The 22,554-nt window shown below is 50.0% G+C and carries 27 protein-coding genes; 16 read left to right on the top strand and 11 right to left on the bottom strand.

The genetic code is table 11. The features are described 5' to 3' along the window. Nucleotides 1-89 precede the first annotated feature (89 nt). From PGL01S_RS18035 to PGL01S_RS18065, 7 genes are all read left to right on the top strand, one after another. On the top strand, nucleotides 90-848 hold the full coding sequence (locus PGL01S_RS18035; protein WP_127495973.1) for a glycerophosphodiester phosphodiesterase: 759 nt from the start codon (nucleotides 90-92) through the stop codon (nucleotides 846-848). A 201-nt stretch (nucleotides 849-1,049) separates the two neighbouring features. After that, entirely contained in the window at nucleotides 1,050-1,211 is a 162-nt protein-coding gene (locus PGL01S_RS18040; RefSeq protein ID WP_127495974.1) for a DUF1328 domain-containing protein, read from the top strand. 52 nt (nucleotides 1,212-1,263) lie between these two features. Then, nucleotides 1,264-1,665 (top strand): YflT domain-containing protein, encoded by a 402-nt coding sequence (locus PGL01S_RS18045; RefSeq protein WP_127495975.1) that lies wholly within the window; start codon nucleotides 1,264-1,266, stop codon nucleotides 1,663-1,665. A gap of 97 nt (nucleotides 1,666-1,762) precedes the next feature. After that, nucleotides 1,763-2,908 carry a fused response regulator/phosphatase gene (locus PGL01S_RS18050; RefSeq protein ID WP_127495976.1) on the top strand — a complete coding sequence of 382 codons (1,146 nt, stop codon included), beginning with the start codon at nucleotides 1,763-1,765 and terminating at the stop codon, nucleotides 2,906-2,908. Nucleotides 2,909-2,990: 82 nt separating this feature from the next. Then, nucleotides 2,991-3,536 carry a hypothetical protein gene (locus PGL01S_RS18055; protein ID WP_127495977.1) on the top strand — a complete coding sequence of 182 codons (546 nt, stop codon included), beginning with the start codon at nucleotides 2,991-2,993 and terminating at the stop codon, nucleotides 3,534-3,536. A gap of 38 nt (nucleotides 3,537-3,574) precedes the next feature. Continuing rightward, nucleotides 3,575-3,901, top strand: coding sequence for an STAS domain-containing protein (locus PGL01S_RS18060; protein WP_127495978.1), 327 nt, complete (start codon nucleotides 3,575-3,577; stop codon nucleotides 3,899-3,901). Nucleotides 3,902-3,903: 2 nt separating this feature from the next. Continuing rightward, nucleotides 3,904-4,338 carry an ATP-binding protein gene (locus PGL01S_RS18065; RefSeq protein ID WP_127495979.1) on the top strand — a complete coding sequence of 145 codons (435 nt, stop codon included), beginning with the start codon at nucleotides 3,904-3,906 and terminating at the stop codon, nucleotides 4,336-4,338. Between the two features lie 187 nt (nucleotides 4,339-4,525). On the opposite strand, the gene PGL01S_RS18070 is transcribed toward PGL01S_RS18065, so the two are convergent. Beyond that, complete coding sequence (locus PGL01S_RS18070; RefSeq protein WP_127495980.1) at nucleotides 4,526-5,395, bottom strand: CheR family methyltransferase; 870 nt, start codon at nucleotides 5,393-5,395, stop codon at nucleotides 4,526-4,528. Further along, complete coding sequence (locus PGL01S_RS18075) at nucleotides 5,396-8,068, bottom strand: CHASE3 domain-containing protein (RefSeq protein ID WP_127495981.1); 2,673 nt, start codon at nucleotides 8,066-8,068, stop codon at nucleotides 5,396-5,398. 120 nt (nucleotides 8,069-8,188) lie between these two features. On the opposite strand from PGL01S_RS18075, the gene PGL01S_RS18080 reads away from it, so the two are divergent. The 3 genes from PGL01S_RS18080 to PGL01S_RS18090 are packed head-to-tail and all read left to right on the top strand — an operon-like array spanning nucleotide 8,189 to nucleotide 9,892. Continuing rightward, nucleotides 8,189-8,641, top strand: a complete 453-nt coding sequence (locus PGL01S_RS18080) for a DUF948 domain-containing protein (RefSeq protein ID WP_127495982.1) — start codon at nucleotides 8,189-8,191, stop codon at nucleotides 8,639-8,641. 37 nt (nucleotides 8,642-8,678) lie between these two features. After that, nucleotides 8,679-9,119, top strand: coding sequence for an anti-sigma B factor RsbW (rsbW, locus tag PGL01S_RS18085; protein WP_127496037.1), 441 nt, complete (start codon nucleotides 8,679-8,681; stop codon nucleotides 9,117-9,119). Next, complete coding sequence (locus PGL01S_RS18090) at nucleotides 9,116-9,892, top strand: sigma-70 family RNA polymerase sigma factor (protein ID WP_127495983.1); 777 nt, start codon at nucleotides 9,116-9,118, stop codon at nucleotides 9,890-9,892. The genes rsbW and PGL01S_RS18090 overlap by 4 nt, the downstream gene beginning before the upstream one ends. A gap of 104 nt (nucleotides 9,893-9,996) precedes the next feature. Here the strand turns inward: PGL01S_RS18090 and PGL01S_RS18095 are convergent, their stop codons facing one another. Beyond that, nucleotides 9,997-10,320, bottom strand: a complete 324-nt coding sequence (locus PGL01S_RS18095) for a YtxH domain-containing protein (RefSeq protein WP_127495984.1) — start codon at nucleotides 10,318-10,320, stop codon at nucleotides 9,997-9,999. 199 nt (nucleotides 10,321-10,519) lie between these two features. Between PGL01S_RS18095 and PGL01S_RS18100 the strand changes: the two genes are divergently transcribed. Continuing rightward, nucleotides 10,520-11,401 (top strand): ATP-binding cassette domain-containing protein, encoded by an 882-nt coding sequence (locus tag PGL01S_RS18100; protein ID WP_127495985.1) that lies wholly within the window; start codon nucleotides 10,520-10,522, stop codon nucleotides 11,399-11,401. A gap of 2 nt (nucleotides 11,402-11,403) precedes the next feature. Next, nucleotides 11,404-12,192 carry an ABC transporter permease gene (locus PGL01S_RS18105; RefSeq protein ID WP_127495986.1) on the top strand — a complete coding sequence of 263 codons (789 nt, stop codon included), beginning with the start codon at nucleotides 11,404-11,406 and terminating at the stop codon, nucleotides 12,190-12,192. A gap of 69 nt (nucleotides 12,193-12,261) precedes the next feature. Here the strand turns inward: PGL01S_RS18105 and PGL01S_RS18110 are convergent, their stop codons facing one another. The 5 genes from PGL01S_RS18110 to PGL01S_RS18130 form a co-directional block, all read right to left on the bottom strand. Continuing rightward, nucleotides 12,262-13,032, bottom strand: coding sequence for a TetR/AcrR family transcriptional regulator (locus PGL01S_RS18110; RefSeq protein ID WP_127495987.1), 771 nt, complete (start codon nucleotides 13,030-13,032; stop codon nucleotides 12,262-12,264). A gap of 104 nt (nucleotides 13,033-13,136) precedes the next feature. Further along, nucleotides 13,137-13,763: a hypothetical protein gene (locus tag PGL01S_RS18115; protein WP_127495988.1), complete on the bottom strand. Its 627-nt coding sequence runs from the start codon at nucleotides 13,761-13,763 to the stop codon at nucleotides 13,137-13,139. 97 nt (nucleotides 13,764-13,860) lie between these two features. After that, the gene (locus PGL01S_RS18120) at nucleotides 13,861-14,478 is read right to left on the bottom strand and encodes a hypothetical protein (RefSeq protein WP_127495989.1); all 618 of its coding nucleotides are present in this window, start codon (nucleotides 14,476-14,478) and stop codon (nucleotides 13,861-13,863) included. Nucleotides 14,479-14,546: 68 nt separating this feature from the next. Next, a complete protein-coding gene (locus PGL01S_RS18125; protein WP_127495990.1) occupies nucleotides 14,547-15,005 on the bottom strand; it encodes a DinB family protein in 459 nt (152 codons plus the stop codon). Between the two features lie 70 nt (nucleotides 15,006-15,075). Then, nucleotides 15,076-16,356, bottom strand: a complete 1,281-nt coding sequence (locus PGL01S_RS18130) for an acetylornithine deacetylase (protein WP_127495991.1) — start codon at nucleotides 16,354-16,356, stop codon at nucleotides 15,076-15,078. A gap of 193 nt (nucleotides 16,357-16,549) precedes the next feature. On the opposite strand from PGL01S_RS18130, the gene PGL01S_RS18135 reads away from it, so the two are divergent. The 4 genes from PGL01S_RS18135 to pstB all read left to right on the top strand — a co-directional run bounded on the left by PGL01S_RS18135 (nucleotide 16,550) and on the right by pstB (nucleotide 20,144). Next, entirely contained in the window at nucleotides 16,550-17,491 is a 942-nt protein-coding gene (locus tag PGL01S_RS18135; RefSeq protein WP_127495992.1) for a phosphate ABC transporter substrate-binding protein, read from the top strand. A 93-nt stretch (nucleotides 17,492-17,584) separates the two neighbouring features. Further along, nucleotides 17,585-18,487: a phosphate ABC transporter permease subunit PstC gene (pstC, locus tag PGL01S_RS18140; RefSeq protein ID WP_127495993.1), complete on the top strand. Its 903-nt coding sequence runs from the start codon at nucleotides 17,585-17,587 to the stop codon at nucleotides 18,485-18,487. Then, a complete protein-coding gene (gene pstA / locus PGL01S_RS18145) occupies nucleotides 18,484-19,371 on the top strand; it encodes a phosphate ABC transporter permease PstA (RefSeq protein ID WP_127495994.1) in 888 nt (295 codons plus the stop codon). The genes pstC and pstA overlap by 4 nt, the downstream gene beginning before the upstream one ends. Nucleotides 19,372-19,385: 14 nt before the next feature. Next, on the top strand, nucleotides 19,386-20,144 hold the full coding sequence (gene pstB, locus PGL01S_RS18150) for a phosphate ABC transporter ATP-binding protein PstB (RefSeq protein ID WP_127495995.1): 759 nt from the start codon (nucleotides 19,386-19,388) through the stop codon (nucleotides 20,142-20,144). A 73-nt stretch (nucleotides 20,145-20,217) separates the two neighbouring features. Here the strand turns inward: pstB and PGL01S_RS18155 are convergent, their stop codons facing one another. From PGL01S_RS18155 to PGL01S_RS18165, 3 genes are all read right to left on the bottom strand, one after another. After that, the gene (locus PGL01S_RS18155) at nucleotides 20,218-21,384 is read right to left on the bottom strand and encodes an MFS transporter (protein ID WP_127495996.1); all 1,167 of its coding nucleotides are present in this window, start codon (nucleotides 21,382-21,384) and stop codon (nucleotides 20,218-20,220) included. A 187-nt stretch (nucleotides 21,385-21,571) separates the two neighbouring features. Then, nucleotides 21,572-21,931 carry a winged helix-turn-helix transcriptional regulator gene (locus PGL01S_RS18160; RefSeq protein WP_127495997.1) on the bottom strand — a complete coding sequence of 120 codons (360 nt, stop codon included), beginning with the start codon at nucleotides 21,929-21,931 and terminating at the stop codon, nucleotides 21,572-21,574. Between the two features lie 22 nt (nucleotides 21,932-21,953). Then, nucleotides 21,954-22,376 carry a hypothetical protein gene (locus tag PGL01S_RS18165; protein ID WP_127495998.1) on the bottom strand — a complete coding sequence of 141 codons (423 nt, stop codon included), beginning with the start codon at nucleotides 22,374-22,376 and terminating at the stop codon, nucleotides 21,954-21,956. Nucleotides 22,377-22,554: the final 178 nt, after the last annotated feature.

Raw genomic sequence — 22,554 nt, forward strand, 5'->3', positions numbered from 1 at the left:
ACAGGTTAACCGTCCCAACCTATAATGAAGGCAAGCGATAGGGTAATCCATTGGATGTCGTTGGAGCCAGACTGGGAGGGATCTTAAGAATGTCGAGGGAAATCGAGCCAAATATTCATGCAAGCAGCCCCATTGTCATTGGACATAGAGGCGCAGCCGGAGAAGCACCCGAGAATACGCTAGCAAGCTTCAGGCTTGCGGCCGAGCAAGGCAGCCATATGGTAGAGCTGGATATTCACTTGTCGGAGGACGGCAAGCTTATTGTCTGCCATGACGATACGCTGGACCGGACAACGGACGGCTCCGGAGCGATCCGCTTGCTGCATTCGGAAGTCATCCGCAAGGCGGATGCGGGAAGCTGGTTCTCGCCTTCTTTTGCCGGCGAGAAAGTTCCGTTCCTGGAGGAAGTATACGATTTGCTGCCCGAACACATCGAAATCAATGTCGAAGTCAAGGATTCCGCAGGATCCCTTCTCGACCAGGTACTGCTGGATTATCTCCGCGGCGAAGGTCGCCTGGAGCGCACCGTTGTCTCTTCGTTCGACCATAAGCTGCTTCTAAGGCTGAAGCAGGCAGAGCCGGAGCTCCGTATCGGACTGCTCTATGCCGCCGACCTCATTCATCATGCTACGTACGCGGCGCTGCTGGAGACGGAGGTTTGGTCTCTTCATCCCCATCATGGCCATATCGGAGCCCAGGATACCGAGGACGCCCTCGCGGCCGGACTTCAGATCTATCCTTACACTGCCAATCATCCCGCCGAATGGGACAAGCTGATTTCCATTGGCGTAACGGGCATTATTACCGATTTTCCGGGTCTCTTGAACGAGCATCTTAACCGAATTTAACCGCCTGGCATGTCAAACAGCCCGCAGGGATAATCCCTAGCAGGCTGTTTTTTATTTGACTATTAATGAAGTAAAATACTTGACCGACTTTTTGAAGAAGAAGATGTTTCACCTTCCGCTATCATGGTTAAATACCTATCAAGCAAGACAAGCAAGACAGACAAAACAAGCAAGTATCCAATCGAAAGAAAGGTGATTCATATGTTAGGATGGGCTCTACTCTTCTTTATCTTCGCAGTCGTCGCTGGCCTGTTCGGATTTCTGGGCATCGCTTCCGCACTTGCGGGTATTGCGAAAATTCTATTCGTGGTCTTTATCGTCCTCTTTATCGCTTCTCTGATACTGGGACGAAGACGAGCATAACCCGCAAGCATCGTAACACCACCAATTTCATTAAAATCGAGGAGGAATTACAATGACAACTCAAACCATGACGACAAGAGTACACACGGTCAACAACATGCTGGAGGTACAGGAGCAGGTTCACCGCTTCGAACGTGACGGCTATGCGAGAGAGAATATCTTTGTACTGACTCACGATAAGGACCGTACGGAACGCATTGCCAAAAATACCAACGCCGAGCAAATCACCGTAGCGGCGGAGGGCGTCGGAACGGCTATCGCCAACATTTTCCGCTCCACCGGCAATGAGCTTCGCGCCAAGATGAGATCGCTTGGGATCTCGAAGCAATACGCGGAGCATCTGGAAAAAGAGATGGACAGGGATAAAATTCTGGTTATCGCTTGGGGCGGCAAAGAGTATAAGGATGACGATTACGACTCCTCCGTCTACTACTATCCGGAATACCGTTTATAACCGAGCAATCCAAAATCAAAGGCCTACTCCTACGGGTAGGTCTTTGATCTATGGTATAGTGTTAGAAGAATAGAAACAAAGAAAGGAGTGCTCCCGGATGAGTATTATCATTGTTGACGATAACGCGACCAACCAGCTTATCATACAGACCATCCTGAATAAGGCCGGTTATCGGAATCTATTAACGGCCTCGTCAGCCCATGAGCTTTACGATATGCTTGGCACAGGAGGCTCCACTACCTCAGCAGACCTGGATGTCGAGCTCATTCTGATGGATATGATGATGCCGGACATCGACGGAATCGAAGCATGCCGCACGGTATTGCGGGACTGCCGTTACAAAGACATCCCCATCATATTCGTAACCGCGGTTGGCGATTCGAACAAAATGGCCGAAGCACTCGATGCCGGAGCCTGCGATTACGTCATGAAGCCGATCAACCGCATGGAACTGCTTGCCCGCATCCGCTCGGCGATGCGGCTGAAGCAGGAAATCGACCGACACAAAGAACGCGACAAAAATATGAGATATAATCTGGAGCTGGCCAAGCAGGTGCAGCTCAGCGTACTCAGCACGGAGATTGACGATGAGAATATGCGGATTAACGCCGTCTACCAGCCTTCTTCGGAGTTGGCTGGGGATTTCTATAATTGGTATCGGATCGACAAGAACCGATACGGTGTAATCCTTCTGGATATGATGGGCCACGGCATCTCCTCTTCCCTTGTCTGCATGTACATTTCGTCCGTGCTTCGGGATACGATAACGCGCATAAACGATATGGAACAGGTGATGCATGAGCTTAACCGTTACATGAATCAGCTGCATATCAAGGATGAACTGATGAACTACTATTTTACCGCCATTTATTTGGTGCTTGACGCGGAGAACAAAACGATTGAATACGTTAATGCAGGCCATCCCCCGGGAATCGCCTTCCTGGACGGCAAGCCCGCCTTGCTTGAGCCTTGCTGCAGCGCTATCGGTTTATTTAATAAGCTGAAGGTAAGCAAAGGCAGTTTTCAATATGAGCGGGATGCAAGAATCGTCTTGTATACGGACGGATTAACCGACGGTATTGCAGCGTTAACCGGTGAGGAGCCCTCCAACGAAACGTTAATCGATTGGATGGGAAATAATGATCAATTAGATCCATCGGGGCTTGTAGCCGCCATGATCCCGCAGGATAGCGGCACCGTGCAGAAGGACGATATTTGTCTTGTAACCTTGTATACGAAATAATTTTTTACTCCAGCCTGTTTCAACTGCCCACTGCCCGGGTATTTGATAGTAAAGCAAATGACAACGGCTGGAGGGATAACTTATGAAGAATGCATTTATAGCATGTTACCTTGCAGGAGGAATTATCGGCGTCGTGCCGCTTGCTTACATGTCTCTTCCCCATCCCGTGCAAGAGCCGCAGGCAACGACCACGGGAGCAGCTTCCGAATGGGCGACCGTCTCGCATGCGGACTATACGGTATCCGACTTCCGGCTGCAATCCGTCAACGGGCTTTCTCTTTACGATGATAAAATAACCGTCGAACGCATGCTCGGCGAACCGAACCAAATCAACCAAGATGAATGGTTAACGGAGATGGAAACTTACGAATATCCCAATATGGACATCGTATTCCGTGACGGCATCATGGATGAAATCAAGGTAAGCGGCAGCGCAAGCACCATCTGGATCGATGACGAAGAAATCCCTGTCTCGATCGAAGCGTTAATCGACGCGCTCGGCGAACCTGATTATAAGGCAGAGGACGGTATTGTATACGAACGCCGGGAGAATGTCCTGAAGCTGTTTATCAACTACGATACCGGAACTCTTGAATCTATCGCTTATTACCATATCTCCTCCGTCTAACGGAGGACTATCTTAATATAAGGATCGGAGTGGATGAAATGAAGTCTCAGCAATTCCAGATTGAGCAAAAGGAAACAAACGACAGCTATATTTTATCGCTTGGCGGAGAGCTCGACCTATCGGTCGTTACACAGCTTAGAGCCGCGTTGGAGCCGCTGATGGAGCGGACGGACCGCGGTCTCGTGCTTAATCTTCGCGATTTGAAATACATCGACAGCACGGGCATCGGCATTATCGTATCCGTGCTCAAATACCGTGACGGCATTAATGCGCCATTCTCGGTCAAAGATATTCCCCCGTCCATTCAACGTTTGTTTGATTTGACGGGCATATCCGGTTATTTATCGGAAGGGACACAGGGATAATCATGATTAGATTACAAATCCCTTCCCATGCCGATTATATCGATATCGTTAGAGTGTGCCTTTACGGTATTGCGTCCAAGCTGAATTTCTCCTACGAAGACATCGAAGATATGAAGGTCGCGGTATCGGAGGCTTGCACGAATGCCGTGCTGCATGGAGGCTCCGAGAAGGAAGGCGGCAGCCTGATTGACGTTACCTTTCAGCCCTCGGAAGCAGGGATCACGATTACTGTCAAAAATGAGGGCCCTCCATTCGAGCATTCCGAAACCGAAATTGGAACTGGAACTGGCAGCCCTCCCCTGCAAGGGATCGAAATCAGCGAGCTGCCGGTCGGAGGCCTCGGCATTTATTTGATGGAGGCTCTCATGGATGAAGTATCCGTGCAGTCAACTGACAGCAGCACCGAAGTGATTCTAACCAAATACGTCAGTGAATAACAAAGACCGGCGAATGTTCGCCGGTCTTTGTATTTACCTCCATACATTGTTTTTACTAAGGACTATTGCCCGATTAAGACGGAAGAGAGGAATACTCCTTATTCAGCTTTTTTAGAAGAATAACCTATAAACAACAAAACTCCGGCTGCCGGATCTATCATCATCCAACAGCCGGAGCCGTATAAGTCTAATCCTTTTTCACAAACAGCCGCTCGCCGTCTGCAAGCTCCTCGTAATGCTGCTTCCAAGGAGCGATCAGGTATTCCATGCTGCCAAGTCCCAATATGCCCGCCTTGGTTAAGCTCTCATGGAACAGCCGGTGTACGCGGTCCTGCAGCTCGGGATTAAAGTAAATCATCACATTGCGGCATAGGATTACATGAAATTCATTAAACGTACTGTCCGTTGCCAGGTTATGCTGGGCGAACATCACATGCTGCGCCAAGGAAGGGTCAAATATCGCATAATCCCTTTCAACCGTGTAATAAGCGGAGAATTCCTTTGTTCCGCCGGCCTGCAAATAGTTTTTAGTAAACGTCTGCATCCGCTTAAGCGGAAACTTTCCTTCCTTCGCCTGCTCAATGGCGCGCTCGCTCATATCGGTCGCATAAATTCTGGCCTTCTCGAGCAGCCCTTGCTCCTGCAGCAGAATGGCCATGGAATATACTTCTTCGCCAGTTGAACAGCCCGCATGCCAAATCCGGATTTCCGGCAGCTTGTCCAGCAGCGGAACCGCCCGTTCGCGGAATGCCCGGAAAAAGCTTGGATCACGGAACATCTCCGTTACTTTGATGGAGAAATCATTGGTCAGCTTGTGGACATAGTCCGGCTCATGCAAAACCTTTTCCAGCATTCCGGTAACGGTCTGCACGCCGTCCATATACATCCGGTTCCGGATCCGCCGCCTGAGGGAGGATCTTAAGTAATGACGGAAATCATAACCGTATGCACGGAACAGCCCTTCAATCAACAGTTCGATCTCAATGTCTTCCCATTCGTTGGCCGGCAGTTCATCGAGCGTGTGATCCGGTAAATCAAAGTGCTGCTGATTGTCCATTTAGCCCCCCACCTGCTTCGTCAGCCATACCTGCATAAGCGAATACAATTGATCCATCTGCAATGGTTTACTGATGTAATCCGAAGCACCCGCTTCGAGACATTTATCACGGTCGGATTTCATCGCTTTAGCCGTCAGGGCGATAATCGGCATGGCCTGCAGCTCCGGCTGCTTGCGCATCTCCCTCATCGTCTCGTACCCATCCATAAGCGGCATCATAATGTCCATCAGAACAAGATCAAAGTCTTTATTATCTTTCAAAAGATCCATGCACGCCCTGCCGTTGCCCGCAACCGTCACTTGCATCTTCTTGTTCTCCAGCGCGTTAACGAGCGCAAACACATTGCGCGCGTCGTCTTCAACCAGCAGCACCTTCTTCCCTGCAAACACGCAGCCGGCGACATGCTCCTCCGCTGCTTCCTCTCCAGAGGACTGCGTCTGTTCTGGCTGCTCCGTTCCCGTAATCTCAATGGCCGCCGATGCTTCCATTTGAGCCATCTGAATGATATCAACCATTTCTTGACTAAGCAGAGGCAGATAGACGGTAAAGCAGCTGCCTTCCCCAAGCGTACTGTCGAGCTTGATGGACCCGCCCAGCAGCTTCACAAACTCGTTGCAGATGGACAACCCAAGTCCCGTTCCGCCATAAATCCGGTTTGTCTTGCCGTCCACCTGCTGGAAGGCTTCAAAGATCAGCTTCTGCTTGTCCTTAGGAATACCGATACCCGTGTCCGTCACGGAAATCGCCAGCATACCGTCATCCGTATGATCAAATCCTAATCGAACGGAGCCCTTCTCCGTAAACTTGAAGGCGTTGGACAGCAGATTTTTCAAAATCTGCTGCAGGCGCTGGCCATCCGTGTACCATACGGCAGGAAGGTTCTCGGCCATGTCGATCGCAAAGCCAACTCCTCTTTTTTCCGCTATTGGGTTAAAGGTCAGCTTCATAAGCTCCGGAATTTCGGTGAGATTCACTTCGTCCACGGTCAAAATAACTTTCCCCGCTTCAATCTTCGACAGATCCAGAATATCGTCGATGAGCTTGAGCAAATCCGTTCCCGAAGTATGGATAACTTTAGCGTAACCTTCTTCGTCTTCGCTTAAAGTATGGTTCTCATTCTCTGACAGCAGCTGCGATAAAATGAGAATGCTATTGAGCGGCGTGCGAAGCTCATGCGACATGTTCGCAAGGAAATTGGACTTGTACTGCGAGCTTTTCTCCAGCTGCTCGGAGTAATCCTCCAATTCTTCCTTTGCTTTCTCGAGCTCTTTCGTCTTCTGCTCGGCCACCAGATATTGCTCTTCCAGATGTTCGGTTGTCATCCGCATTTCTTCCTGCTGCATCTGCAATTCCTCGGTTAACACCTGAGATTCGCTTAGCAGACGCTCGACCTCCATACGTCCGGCTACATTGTTAACCGCTATGCCGAAGTCTTTCTCAACCTCTTCCATCAGCTTCAGGTGCTGGGTGGTGAATGACTCAAGCGAAGCGAATTCGATAACGGCTTCCAGCCTGTCTTCATACTCAACGGGAACGATTAGTATACTTCGCGGCTCCATCTGAAACAGTCCGGTTGAAATAAGAGGAGCATGGTCCTTCGTCTGATTTATAAGGAAAATGCGTTTTTCAATTGCGCATTGTCCTGCCAGCCCTTCTCCAAATCGGATTTCGGACTTGCCCGCATCCTCCCCGGAGCTGGCGTATGAGGCCAGCTTCTCCAGACGCTGCTGATCGCCTGCTCCTTTCCGGATGTAAAACACGCCGAAAGACGCGTTAACCATCGGTGCGACCTTCGTCAGAAACGTCCGGGCAAGCACCTGCAGGTCGTTAATCCCCTGCGTCATCGTTGCGACCTCTGCAACCTTGGTTTGAATCCAGCTTTTCGCCTCAAGGCTTGCAAGCAGCTCGTTGGTTGCATCCCCAAGATCCTTGATCTCGTCTTTCGAATTAACTTTAATCCGGGTTGCCAGATTGCCGCCGGAAGAAGCGATTTCCTTAATCGTCTCCACGACCTGCTTAATCGTTTTGACAATCGAACCGGACACAAACGACACGATCATAAACGATATAATGGTTGCAGCCAGCAGCAGCAGGTAGATGCCTACGGTAAGAATCCGGTTTTTGTTCTCCAGATCCATAATGTGCAGCTTTGTTGCCTGAACCTCTTGATTGCCGATCGCATCGAATTTGGAACGGAGGCTGTCCATCCGCTGCTTGCCGACGTCATTTTGGAAGAAGGCGATAATATCCGCCTCTCTTCCTTCCCTTTTCATCGCGATTGTCGGCTCTGCCGCTTTGCTGATCCATTCCTGGATGGTCAGCTTGATTTCCTCCAGCTGCTTCTGCGTGCTTGAATTGTCCGCGATGTAAGCATACAGGCTGTTATAATTGGACTCCCACTGCGACTTTCCTTTATCGTAGGGATCCAGGTAGCTTTCATCGCCCGTAATGATATATCCGCGCTGGGCTGTCTCCATGCTGACCGCATCGTATTGAATGGAAGCAATCAGGTTGTGAACCTCGACATCCCGGGTAGTTATCGTTTCAACTTCGTTTTGCAGTGCCTCTATGCGGTCCGTCACCGTTACAATCGAAGCCCCTAAACAAATAAGAATAAGGAAATACCCGATTGCAATCTTGGTTCTAATATTAAATTTGAATGCTCGCAGCATAGAAATCTCCTTCTCTCTTAATCTCTTAAATTAATTATACCATTATATTTACAATCACACGGCTGTTTCATTTACATATTTCTAGGGTATTTAAAAAGAAAAAAAGAGGATGTGATTGTAATGGATATTTTCATTCAGATCATTATTGCCGTCATTACGGTTGCTTTCGTCATCCTGATGTTTTTCCTTATCCAGACCATCAAAGCGTTGACCTCAACCTTGAACGAAGTACGCAATACGGTCGGCGAGCTTCGAACCGACGTCTCCGAGATCAGCGGGGACGTGAAGGAAATGATTCATAACACCACGGAGATGACCCTTGATGTCCGCACGAAGCTCCGCTCGCTAGATGTCGTATTCGCAACCGTGCATGACATCGGCCAGACCCTGCACAGCTTTACAGGCGTCATGAAGGAAACGGCCGCAGGCCTTGTTGCCACTGTCAAAAATAAAGCTCAGCGGGAAGTCTACGATAGCGGAACACCCCGGCCAAGCAATGGAAGGATTACAGGCGCAATAACAGACGGCATTATTTCCTCCTTACGAATTTGGAGAAAACTCAAACAACATTAAGCTATAATAGGATAAGCGGAGAGGAACGGGAACAATGATGAAACCATGGACTAGCTTAACTATACCGGCGAAAGCCGAATATATTGATATCGTGCGGCTGACCCTGTCGGGACTGGCCGCTAAGGAAGGCTTTTCTTACGAAGAAATAGAAGACATGAAGGTAGCCGTTACGGAGGCATGCAGCAACGTTGTCCTGCATGCCTACAACGGAGGGGAATTCGGGATTATTGAGGTCATCTTTGAAGCAGAGGAAGACTCCTTCCAAATCCGGGTCAAGGATTCGGGGAGCAGCTTTCATTACGAGCCGACCGTTATTGCGCATGCTTCCCTGCACGAAAAGCCGTTAATCGACGCGAATGTGGGAGGCCTTGGTCTTTTTCTGATGCAGGCTTTAATGGACCAGGTTGAGGTCCGCTCGGAATTAGGCACCGAGGTGATTCTAACCAAGCGACTTGGTAGGAAAGAGGAGATGGCATGAAATCACAATCATCCTGCCTGAATCAGCAGCAAATTAATGATCTGCTTCAAAGATACAAGGAAATGAGCTGCAACGATGCCGCAACGGCATTGTTGCAGCATTTTGAATCATTGGTCCGGATGGCCGTGTCAAAAATTTCGAGAAACCGCCCCGATCTCTACGAGGATTTGTATCAGGTCGGCCAAATGTCCATGCTGCGGCTGTTCAAGCAGTATGATAGCGACAAGGGCGTTCCATTCGAGGGCTACGCCATGAAAAGCGTCATTGGCCAGCTGAAAAATTATTTGCGCGACAAGTCCTGGTACATACAAGTTCCTCGAAATATGAAGGAAAAAGGCCTGCTCGTCCAAAAAGCCATCGATGAGCTGACGACAAAGCTCGAGCGCTCCCCCAAGATGGACGAGATTGCCGCTTATTTGGGATTATCGGTGGAGGAAACGATCGAAGTCCTGTCTTCCCGCGAATCCTATCAGTATGTCTCGCTTGACACCCCGCTCTCCAGCGAAGGGGACAGTGCGACAATTGGCGATGTCATAAGCGACAACAGCGATAATTACAGCCATGTCGATAACCAGATCGCCCTTAGCGATGCCATGGCGCAGCTCAAGGATGAGGAACGCAAAGTGCTCGTTCTCGTCTATCAGCATGGCCAATCCCAGAGGGAAATCGCGGATCAGCTTGGCGTATCCCAAATGAGCGTATCCCGCTTCCAGAAGCGCGCGCTTGATAAATTAAGACAGCTTCTACATCCGCCGCAAAGCGAAGGAGGCTGAACGAACCGCCCGTCTCGTCAGGAGACGGGCGGTTTTCTTTTGCCAATCCAAGCGCAAAAAAAGAGAGGTTGTCCGATGGACAACCTCTCCCTTCGATCCGCTTCTTAATTCGTTGTGGACCTCATCTTGTCTTTCATATCGTCCTTGGCGGAGCTGAAGGCATCCATGACATGCTCGTTGGATTTCTTCGCCCTATCCGTCAAATCCGACGCCTCTTCCCTTACGCTGGACAGAACATCCTTTGTTTTGTCCTTCGCCGTGGAAGCAAGTTCCTGAGTACGCTGGCTGAGTGCCTGGAACTTATTCGAGATATCCTCCCTCAGCTGCACACCTGTTTTCGGCGCTAGCAGAAGCGCCCCGACAGCACCAACCGCTGTCCCTACAATTGTACCTACCAGCAGACCGCTACCTGTGTTTTCCTTTGGCATAGTTATCTCTCCTTTATTCCGTTCTCGTATTCGAAACCGTATCCGATCTCGTATTATCTATTACACCTCTAGAGGTTAATTGAAACAGCAAAGTTTGCGCCCGTTCTTTTTTTAAAAAACCATTGCATCTTTTAATGTTTATATCATATACTGTTTACATAATAATCAGTGTACAACGTACACAGAAATGAGGCGCTTTGTGAAATCAATGGCGATTGAAGTATCGGGTCTCCGCAAAAGCTTCGGGAAACAATCCGTATTAAGCGGACTTGAACTGTCCGTACCGGCCGGATCCGTCTTTGCCCTGCTTGGTCCTAACGGAGCCGGCAAAACCACTCTCATTCATATTTTGTCTACTTTAATTGCACCGGATGGCGGAAAGGTTCTCGTTGGAGGTTATAATGTGCAGACCGAGCAGGAGCTGGTCAAGCAGCATATAAGCCTCACCGGCCAGTTCGCCGCAGTGGATGAAGTCTTGTCCGCCGAAGAAAATTTGCGCATGATCGGCAGGCTGTCCGGGCTTTCTTCGTCACAGTCCAGAACGCGTACGGAAGAGCTGCTAAAAGCATTTGATCTTGTTGACGCCGCAAAGAAACGGGTAAAAACCTATTCGGGAGGCATGCGCCGGAGGCTTGACCTTGCCATCAGCCTTGTGGTCGACCGCCCCGTTATTTTTCTGGATGAACCAACTACAGGTCTGGATACCGTCAGCCGGCGGGCATTGTGGGATATCATTAGCGAACTGGCGAGTCAAGGCAGAACGATCTTTCTGACTACGCAATATTTGGAGGAGGCCGATCAGCTGGCCGATCAGATCGCCGTCATTAATGGCGGCCGGATCGTGGCGACCGGCAGCGCCGAGCAATTAAAAGCGCGTGTCGGTGGAGAAGTCATCGAATTATTAAACGGCCATGACGAGGTTATTCATACGGTACCTACAACCGGAAGCATTCAGGATATTAGCCGGACGCTGAATGAACTTGTTCATTCGGTTCCGCCCGGGACGCGAGTCAATATCCGCCGGCCTAGCTTGGACGATGTTTTTGTTGCCTTAACAACTAACGGGAAAGAGGTGCTGTAAGTATGATCGCTTCAACTAAACCTGCAAAACCGGCATCGATGCTGACAACCAACCTTGTCTTCATCGGCCGCAGTCTCCGTCACAGCCTGCGTAATACGGAGGCTCTGATGATGGCGATAATGCTCCCTGTTATGCTGATGCTCCTGTTTACTTACGTCTTTGGCGGAGCTATCGATTCCGGCGGGGATTATGTGAATTACGTGGTTCCAGGCATTATTTTGCTCTGCGCGGGGTTCGGCTCTTCAAGCACGGCGGTTGACGTGTCCAACGATATGACCAACGGCATTATCGACCGGTTCCGGACGATGCCGATCAAGAGCCTCAGCGTTGTAACCGGTCATGTCGCCGCCAGCCTCGCCCGCAATTTATTCGCAACGGCCGTTGTTATTGGAGTCGCCTTGCTTGTAGGCTTCCGGCCAAACGCCAGCTTTATCGAGTGGGTGCTGGCGATAGGCGTTATTACCCTGTTTATATTGACCTTCACCTGGTTATTTGCAGCAATCGGCCTGGTAGCGGGAAGTCCGGCGGCAGCAAGCGGATACGGCTTTGCGCTTCTGTTCCTCCCTTATCTGTCCAGCGCCTTTGTGCCAACGGATACGATGCCCTCTTGGCTGCAAGGCGTAGCCAATCATCAGCCGATAACGCCGGTCATCGAGACGATCCGGGGATTGCTGACGGGTACGCCGCTGGATAATAGCGCTTGGTGGGCCGTTGGCTGGTGCCTTTTTATCCTGACCCTTGCGTTCGTCTGGAGCATCTTCTCCTTCCGCAAAAAAGCCGGACGCCGTTAATTGGATTTCCTGAAACAGAAAAAGCCAGCCATCCGATGAATTTTCATCAGATGGCTGGCTTTTTCGCATCTAACCTTTGGAAGCAAGATAATGCTCAATACCGTCCAGAATGCGCTCCAGGCCAAAATCGAAATCATTGCCGATCGGATTATCCGCCGGATTTTCCTCCGTGTATACGCCTGATGCGATAAGCGGCTGCAGGTCCGGATAATGCTCCTTCTTTACGAGTACCTTAAGCGCCTTCGTATAATCGAGTCCGCTGAAAGAACCCGGACTTGCCCCGCCTTCAATCGCCCGGACCATGTCCCTTTGAATCAGACCGGTGGAGCGCGCGTAATTGCTTAACAACAGAACGGTAGACATTTTCTCAAAGTCATTAAGCGGAAGCTTCCGCATCGGCCGCAGGGCCAAATCCACAAACAACAGATTATTAGGCGTTAGGGGCACGCCCGATACCGGGATATCCGCATACCAGGGATGCTTCAGAAATACTTGAATGCAATCCCGTACATACTGCCGCATGCCCTCACGCCAATCCGCGTCTTCGTCCAGCCTATCCGGAAGCTTACAGACCGATTCCTGCATAAGCAGCAGCAAATCATCTTTGCTTTGCACGTAACGGTACAGCGACATCGCCGTAAAACCGAGCGATGACGCAACCCGGCTCATCGAGACAGCCTGAAGTCCTTCCTTATCCGCCAGCTCAACCGCTGCAGCCACAATCTGGTCGATAGAAAGCTCGCGCTTGGGCCCTCTCTGCGATTCCTTCACCAGCCCCCATGCCAATGCAACTCCCCGCGGCAAGGATTTTAATACGTCTTCCTCGTCACCATGCTCCATCCCATTATCCTCCATACCGTTCAAGCCATAATTGTGTACTTAATAAACAGTATATCACAAAAGATGCGCAACAAAAAAACAGCTCCTGTAAAGGAGCTGTTTTTCTAATCCATGCCATGCTCTTCGCGGATCTTGTACAGTCCCCGAAGCAGCAATTCCGCAGGATCGCGGTTGATCAAAAGATGCGTATACAAGAGATGCAGGGAGAAAGCGCAAACATTATTGCCGTCGGAAATCGCCGGGAAACCCGTTTCGAATACAGGTCCTTTCAGCTCTTCGTTCCAGGCAAGGCCTGCATGAACCTTCTCCTCGGGGAATTCGTCTTCAACAGACTTGATGCAATGCGGGATGAGAACTTTATCGATTAAAGCTTTGGCATCATCTTCGCTTGCAGGAGGCTGCGGAAGCGGCTTACCTCCTTCGGTCTTCATCAATTCGTAGAAGAACGAAGCCATCCATTCTGTCGCCTCTTCGTTGCCCGCTTGGAAATTCGCGATTAACTCACGAAGGAAAAAGCCGCAAACGTAATCGCTGCCGGATTCATCCTTCACTTTGTAAACAAACACGGGACCATAAAGCTCTTGGTTCAATACTTGTCCTTGAACATCTTCGAAATGCTGTCTCAAAGCGACAAAGCCGTTGTGCTGGACCGCCTTGACAAGCTCAGCGAATTGCTTCGCTTCTTCCTCTGAATTGCCTTGGATCTCTTCGTTTGTCGTCTCATTATTCATTATTCGCTTCACCCGTAATCATCATATCATTCCGACAAATCATCAGTCTAGTCCAAAAGAAAAACCGCCCCCCAAAGGGACGGTTCATCATTCCTCTTTACTCTACGCCGTATTTCTGACGAAGCTTGGCCAATTGGACAAGAATCGTATCCGAAGGGTCGCGGTTCAATTGCATCATTTTGTACAGATAATGAATCGGGAAAACGCATTTCTCTTCCGGAACATCCTTGAAGCCAAGCTCAAGCACAGGCGTATGGTTCTCATCAAGCCCTCTGTTGCCCGTAATCGTAAGCGGCGCGAATTCCTCGCTGACCGCGCTAAGGCAATGCGGGAACAAAACATCATCGATGAATTGTTCTTCCTTCTGTTCGCTGTCCGGAGGAGGAGGCAGCTCTTTGCCGCCTTTGTTCGTCTTCATCAGCTCGTAGAAGAAGGAAGCCATCCATTCCCCTGCTTCACGGCCGCCATCCTGGAACTGTTCCGCCAGCTCGCGCAGGAAAAAGCCGCAGTCATACGTTTTCTTGAAGTCGTTCGTCACGCGGTAAATAAAGATCTGCCCAAATTTCTCATCGTTCACGACAAGACCTTCCACATGAGGGAAGTACGGCTTTAGAGTCGCGAGTCCCTTCTGGAAGATCGTCTTCATGAGCGCGTCCCAGACCTCGGTATTATCGTTAGTTTCGTTATTATTCGCATTCGTAATATCATTATTCATATTGTTTTCACCCTCAAGCATCATACCATCCGGCGCTTTATACCGTCCAGTGCTATACTTTTACAGCGTTAGCCCTTGCTTACGAAAAACGGCAGCTTCTCGATGCCAACCAGGCGTAAATAGACAAACAGCTGGCCTTTGTGATGAATCTCGTGGTCTTTGGCATTTTGCAGCAAAACAACGCCCGGAAGCGAGTTGCCGAAGAAATCGATTGGCGCTGCAAGCTGTTCCGGCGTAAGGGAACGGAGAACGGCTTCCGTCTGTTCCGTTGCCGTTGCCACGGCGCTTTTCAGTTCTTCAATCGTTGCAGGCGCAGCCGGCTTGGCGCCTGGCGTGTAAACGCCGTTTTGCACGGTCTTCGCGAACATATCCATCGCACCCGTAATATGCAGGACAAGCCCGGCAAGCGACATCCCTTTCTCCCACGGCTTGTAGGACAGTTGTTCCGTTGTTACATCGGTCAGCATGTCGTGCAGAACGTTACGATGGCTTTTCCAACCGGCAATAAACTCATTGATGTTCGTCATCTCATGATCTCTCCTCTGAATCGTCATTAACAGTATTCATTATAAGGGCTGTAAACGTCATTTTCATCTTTTAGGCTTTTTCCCGGTTGCACCAGTCAGCGATAAAAGCGGCCATCACCTTCGTATATTCAATAAGCTCCTCAATAGCAAGGCTTTCGTCTACGGCATGGGCCTTGCTTAACTCCCCCGGTCCGTAAATAACCGTCGGGATTCCTGCCCGCCCGATCCAGCCTGCATCCGTAACCGTTGGTGTCATTCCGACCTCCGCCGCGCGGTTCAGTACAGCATGGTGATTCGTTAACAATGTCTTCATGCCATCATTATCCGGATCAACTTCTAATGAAGGAAAAATTTCTCCCCGCTCCTCGATCATCGATCTCCCGCCCCATCGGAACGTTGGCGGATGATTCCGAAGCCATGGATCGCCCTGCGCCACGCGCGTCAGATGATCCTCGATTTCCGCGGCTACCGATTCATAATCTTCATCCGGGTAGAAATGAACCGTAATCCAAAGCGCGCAGCGGTCGGCAACAAACGCGGCATGGCGTCCCCCTTCAATAACAGCCGGATTAATCGTATTGGAGCCCGGCGGGAATCCCGGATAGGACTTCGTTACCGCCCAATGCCTCTCCAGCTCCTGCAGCCCGGCAATAAGCTTCGCCATCTTCTCGATCGCGCTTGCCCCATGCAGCCCGCCTCCCGCGTGGATCATCCGGGAGCGCATCGCATCGTGATGGGTAACCGGGCTTTGCACCGTAACCCAGCCGGTAATAACGCCTCCCTGTCCTTGAACAGCTAGATGGCTTGTATCCGCCACAATGGCGAAATCCGCATCGCAGCCGCGCTCCATGCAGGCTCTGGTGCCAGCTTCCCCTGCCTCTTCCCCGATAACCGATTGGAATAACAAATCTCCCTTAAGCTCGATTCCGGCTTCCGTCAACAGCTTGATGGCAAACAACAGAGCGGCAAGGCCGCCTTTCATATCGGCAGTCCCGCGTCCGTATGCACGTCCATCGTTAAGCGTTAATTGAAACGGCTGAACGGACCATTCCGTGCTGTCGCCTACCTCCGCTACGTCCATATGCCCGTTGAGAAGCAGGCTTTTGTAGGAACCGCTCTCCGTTCCCCGTCTGACTGCCGTTACATTCGGATCTCCCGGATAGACCTCCCACAGCTCCGTCTCAAAGCCAAGGTCATGCAGCTGATCCTTCATAAACAGCTGCGCCTGCATCGTATTGCGCGCCGGCGGGCTTACCGTCGGGAAAGCAACCAGTTCCGCGAGCAGGGCAAACAACTCATCCTGCCGGCTTTCCACCTGATCGAGTACATGCTTCAGTTTTGCTTCCTTCATCTAATACATCCTCATTTCATAAGGAAAATGTCACCCTTACTATAGAGGATTACAATCATGCGGACAACCTTAACAACTCTCAAAAAAATTTACATTGCGTTAACATGAATAACGTTTTGCGTTTACGTAGCCCAACTACAATAACTCATGTAAGCAAAACAAAAACAAAAGTTTGGAAGGGGAACCTACTTAAATGAAAAAATCTCTGATCGTCACTATGGCACTGACATTGTCTTTATCGCTCGCAGCTTGTGGCAATAACAATACAAACAACGGTGCAAAAAATGGTAATGCTGCCGCTACAAACAATGCAACAACAAATAACACAGCTTCCGCTGATCTGTCCGGATCGATTCTGGCAGCGGGCTCTACTGCACTTCAACCTCTGGTTGACCAAGTATCCAAAGAGTTCATGGACAAAAACTCCGGCGTATCGATTCAAGTTCAAGGCGGCGGCAGCGGTACTGGTCTGACTCAAGTATCGGAAGGCCAAGCCCAAATCGGCAACTCCGACGTATTCGCTGAAGAGAAGCTGGATGCCGACAAAGCAGCTGAGCTGGTTGACCATCAAGTAGCCGTAGTCGCTATGGCTGCCGTAACAAACAAAGACGTTGGCGTTGACAGCCTGACTAAGCAACAACTGGTTGACATCTTCACTGGTAAAGTAACGAACTGGAAAGACGTTGGCGGTAAAGACGAGAAAATCCAAATCGTTAACCGTCCTTCGAGCTCCGGTACTCGCGCTACTTTCGAGAAGTTCGCGCTTGGCACTAAAACAGAAGACCTTCAAGGTTCGATTCAAGAAGATGCTTCCGGTACGGTTAAGAAGCTCGTAAGCGAAACTCCTGGCGCTATCGGTTACCTGGCTCTGTCTTACCTGGACGATTCGATCGCAGCTGTTAAGTACGAAGGCGTTGAAGCAAATGTAGACAACGTAGCTAACGGCACTTACCCGGTATGGGCTTACGAGCACATGTATACAAAAGGCGAGCCTGATGCAGCTACTAAAGCATTCCTCGACTACATGGTATCCGAAGATGTTCAAGGTGACCAAGGCGACGTAGTGGAAATGGGCTACATTCCGGTAAGCAAAATGGAAGTTAAACGCGATGCTCAAGGCGCAGTAACGAAATAATTAATCTCCAATAAATAAAGGCATAGTCAAGAGGCGGGCAAGCTCGTCTCTTGACTGCATGCCTACATGTTAATTATGTAAAGGGTGGTCGCGATGAAGAAGTCTAATGATCGGGAAGTAGCCACGCCGCATCTTGCGGAGGAATGGGTTGGCAAAGTATATACATTCATCTGCATCTTGTTTCTTATCATCACCATTTTTTCGATGGTTTACTTCGTCGCTTCAAAAGGACTTAGCACCTTTATCGTAAACGGCGTAAACGTAAAGGATTTGTTAACAGGACTCAAATGGAAACCGGATGGCGAACCGGCGTTGTTTGGCGCCTTGCCGTTTATTTTTGGTTCGTTCAGCACATCGATTCTTGCTGCTATCATTGCTGCTCCACTCGGGTTTTGCGCGGCAGTATTTATGATTGAGCTCTCTCCGAAGTTGGGCCGGACATTTATGCAGCCGGTTATCGAACTGCTTGCAGGTATTCCTTCCGTTGTATACGGATTTGTTGGTTTAAGCGTCATCGTTCCATTATTCCGCAACCTGTTCCCTGGCCAAGGCGTCGGGATCGCAGCAGGCGCGCTTGTACTTGCCTTTATGATTTTACCTACAATTACGACTATAGCAACGGATGCGCTGGCTTCCCTGCCCGCGGGCCTGAAAGAAGGCTCTTACGCGCTTGGCGCTACCCGTTGGCAAACGATATATCGCATTGTCCTGCCTACTACGCTTCCCGCGCAAATGACAGGTATCGTGCTTGGTATTGCGAGAGCGTTTGGCGAGGCCCTAGCCGTACAGATGGTTATCGGCAACGCACCGCATATTCCGCATTCCCTATTCGAATCGACTTCAACGCTCACCAGTGCCATTACGCTTAGCATGGGCAATACGGCGATGGGCTCCGTTCAAAATAACGCCCTGTGGTCGCTTGCATTGATTCTGATGTTGATGACCTTTGTATTCGTCTTTATCATTCGCTGGCTGGAAGGAAGGAAGAAGCTATGAGTGCCAAAACAGTAGATAAAATCGCAACCGGCATTATTATTTTCATCACGGGCTTAATCGCTCTCGCCCTGATCGGACTTTTGGGCTACATTTTGTTCCGCGGTCTTGGCCATATCAGCTGGCACTTCCTTACTTCCCCGCCGGAAACGATTCGCAAAGGCGGCGGTATCGGTCCGCAGCTGTTCAACTCGTTGTTCCTGCTAGTACTTACGATGGTTATTACCGTGCCGCTTGGTATCGGCGCTGGCATTTATATGAGCGAATACGCAAAAGCCGGCAAAATCACCTCCGCGATTCGTCTGGTCGTCGAAGTATTGTCTTCCTTCCCTTCGATTATCGTTGGTTTGTTCGGCCTTCTTGTTATCGTTAATAAATTCAACCTGGGCTTCTCCCTGCTATCCGGCGCGATCGCGCTGACGATCTTCAACCTGCCGCTGATGGTGCGGATTACCGAGCAAGGTCTCCGCAGCGTACCGCTTCAGCAGAAGGAAGCAAGTCTTGCGCTTGGTATCTCCAAGTGGAAAACCATCCGTTCGGTTCAGCTCCCGATCGCACTGCCAATCGTGCTTTCCGGTTCGATTCTGGCTGCCGGCCGGATCTTCGGCGAAGCGGCAGCGCTTCTGTTCACCGCAGGCATGAGCAGCCCGCGTCTTGATTTTTCCGACTGGAACCCGCTCCACTCCGCTTCGCCGCTTAATCCTATGCGTCCGGCCGAGACTCTCGCCGTTCACATCTGGAAAGTCAACTCGGAAGGTCTTGCTCCGGATGCTACGCAAATCGCGGCAGGCGCTTCGGCCGTGCTGGTCATTACGGTTCTGCTCTTCAACCTGGGAGCACGGGCGCTTGGTCGTTACATGCATAATAAATTCACAGCTTCGAAATAAGGAGGGTTACAAGCATGACAGAAATCGCATTGGCCGCCAAACAATTAAATGTTCACTACGGAGAAAAACATGCCGTTCATGACGTCTCGCTTGATTTCGCCGAAAAAGAAGTGACTGCCTTGATTGGTCCTTCCGGCTGCGGCAAATCAACCTTCCTCAGAAGCTTGAACCGGATGAACGACCTGATCCCATCTTGCCGTGTTACCGGCGATATCTGGCTGAAAGAGCAGAAAATCAGCGGCACGGAAACGGATGTTGTAGCGCTTCGCAAAAAAATCGGGATGGTATGGCAGCGTCCTAACCCGTTCCATAAGTCGATCTACGAGAATATCGCTTTTGGTCCACGTTATCACGGCATTAAGAACAAGAAGCAGCTGGATGAGCTTGTCGAACAATCCCTGCGGAAAGCCGCGATCTGGGAAGAAACCAAAGACCGTCTTCACAAATCCGCTTTGGCTTTATCCGGCGGTCAGCAGCAGCGTCTCTGTATCGCGCGTACGATTGCGGTTCGACCGGATGTCATTCTGATGGACGAACCCGCTTCCGCGCTTGACCCGATCTCGACGTCCAAGATCGAAGAGCTGATCTCCGAGCTGAAGCAGGATTACAGCATCGTTATCGTAACCCATAACATGCATCAGGCAGCGCGCGTATCCGACAAAACCGCCTTCTTCCTGAACGGTCATGTGGTTGAATACGATAAAACGGAAACGATCTTCACCAATCCTGCGCATCAACGGACTAACGACTACATTACGGGCCGTTTCGGTTAATGAAGCGGCATAACGCATAAGGGCTAGACGAACCGGTCAGGTTCATCTAGCCCTTATTGTTATCGTTTAGAAATTAGAGCGATGGGAGTTTCAATGGCCGGCTTTTTCGGATGGAGACTGCTGCTGAAGTCAGGGCAAAAATGAGGATTAGACCGGCGGCTAACGGATTATAGAGGACGGTATCCTGCCAATTGACGACCAGTCCGCCGACGCTGGCTCCGGCGGCGATGCCGACCTGCGTGACGGAAATATTCAGGCTGATAATCAGATTCGATGCTTGCGGAGCACGCTCGATGAAATACGTTTGAGTTGCCGGTCCTAAGGTGAACATCGACATGATCCATAACGACAACAAGGTGATGGCAACCGGAAAGGAATGAACGGCTAACGGCAGCAGTAACAGGGCAATAACATGGATCGTGACTCCAATCAGTATTAACTTGGCGCTTCCCCATTTGTCTACGGCAGAGCCTCCGATCCTGGAGCCAACCGCACCGGCCAGCCCGAACACTAGCATCATTAGGCCGATTTCCGCGGAGCTTCTGTGAAGAATGTCGCCAAGGAAGGAAGCTATATACGTGAACATCACCGAGTTGCCCGCTTCTCTGAACAGCACAAGCAGCAAGGCGTAGAAGATTACCGGGTTAGCCAGCAGCCCCATTTGCTGCTTGAAGGGAACCGGAGCATCCCCCTCGATTTGCGGAAGCAAGAGAGCAAGACCGATAAGGATCACAATGCCTCCTATGCCAAGGAACAAAAAGATTGTCTGCCAGCTGTACATATTCGTCAAAGCAACGCCAAGCGGAACGCCCAAAATCATCGCGCTGCTGAATCCGAGGATAATCGTTCCGATCGCGCTGCCGATTTTTTCAACCGGCACCATCTTTGCCGCAGCGCTAAACGCTGCCACGATAAAGACGCCGGAGCTAACCCCAAGCAGCATCCGCGCTGCCATCAAAACCATGAAGTTCGTGCTTGCAATGGACAGAAAATTGCCGGCTATAAATACGACTATGGCGAGGAGCAGAAGTCGTTTTCGCGGTATTCGGACGGATAAGGCGATAATAACCGGCGTGCCAATCGCAAAAGCCAAAGAATAAACCGTGATCAACTGACCTGCCAAGCTCACCGATATATTCATTTGATTGGCTAGCACATTCAAGATTCCCGCAATCACCAGCTCTGAGGTGGCTGTAAAAAATACCGCTATCATCAAGACGTAAATCACAACACGATTCATAACGACACTTCCTTTTCCAAAACGATTTGTTAATTCGGATTATAAAGAGGTTGCTTACTTTTAGTAAGAACGCAATTTATTTTGGCATAATCCATCCTTTTGGAGTAACTAACCGTTCGGTAAGTAAGTGGAAGACAAAAAAACCGCAAGAGCTAATAGCTCTTACGGTTCGATTGCAACATTGCCGTTAGGAACGGCTAAGTCGGGGATTAGGGGAATCGCCCCATTTTTGCACCCATTTCTCCATCTCTCTAAGCGCAGCCTGAAAATCTTTTCCCTTCTCGGTCAGGGAATACTCTACGGTCACCGGCACTGTCGGAAATACCTGGCGCATGACAAGGCCGTTGTTCTCCAGATGACGTACCGTATTGGTTAACGATTGGGTCTTCACGATGGAGACGTTCCGTTGAAGCTGATTAAATCTTAACGGTCCGTTCATCAGCTCCTCCAATACAAGAAATGCCCATTTCGCCCCCAATATTTGAAGCACCTCGCAAATGCTCGAGCCTTTATCTTCACCGCTTATAGCTTCGTTGCTGCCATCCATGCCGCAAACCTCCTAACCTGACTCAGCTGCCGACTATATCGATCGGAGTCTCTTGTCCGTTAATCTTAACCTGTATCTTACTTGCCTCTTCATGCTTATTAAGCTTATAGATAGACAATGGCCTTATTCGTTTATCGTGCGGATCGGAAGTTTCCTGCACATCCAATTGTATCGTTAATACATCCTCCCGGATCTCTGCCGAAATACCCGAAAGGAACTTCTCCTTTTCGCCCTGCCGGGCCGTAGAGTAATTCACGATAAAATACTCTTTTTCTCCCGCCACCGAGTACAGATAGATCCCATTCTTGCTCTTATTCCGGTCTACGAAAGACTTCACCTTCTGATTCAGCTCACGCGAATCGGCTTCCTTTATCAATGCCGTTGATTGACTGCACCCCGCCAGTACAACGATAAGCATGATAAACACGCAAACGATCTTTTTCAATGGATCCTCTCCATTTGCAATGGAATTCGCATCTACTCAAACTTTACCACAATCATCCAGCCCTGCATAGAAAATGGACATGCAAATAAATTGCACGGCTATCAATGATTCTTTACGAATTGCCGGATGGCCAGTATCATAATATTTGGATAAAATGATTAGCTTGATCCATGATCAT

The sequence above is a fragment of the Paenibacillus glycanilyticus NBRC 16618 genome, from assembly GCF_004000805.1.
GTDB classification, from domain to species: domain Bacteria; phylum Bacillota; class Bacilli; order Paenibacillales; family Paenibacillaceae; genus Pristimantibacillus; species Pristimantibacillus glycanilyticus.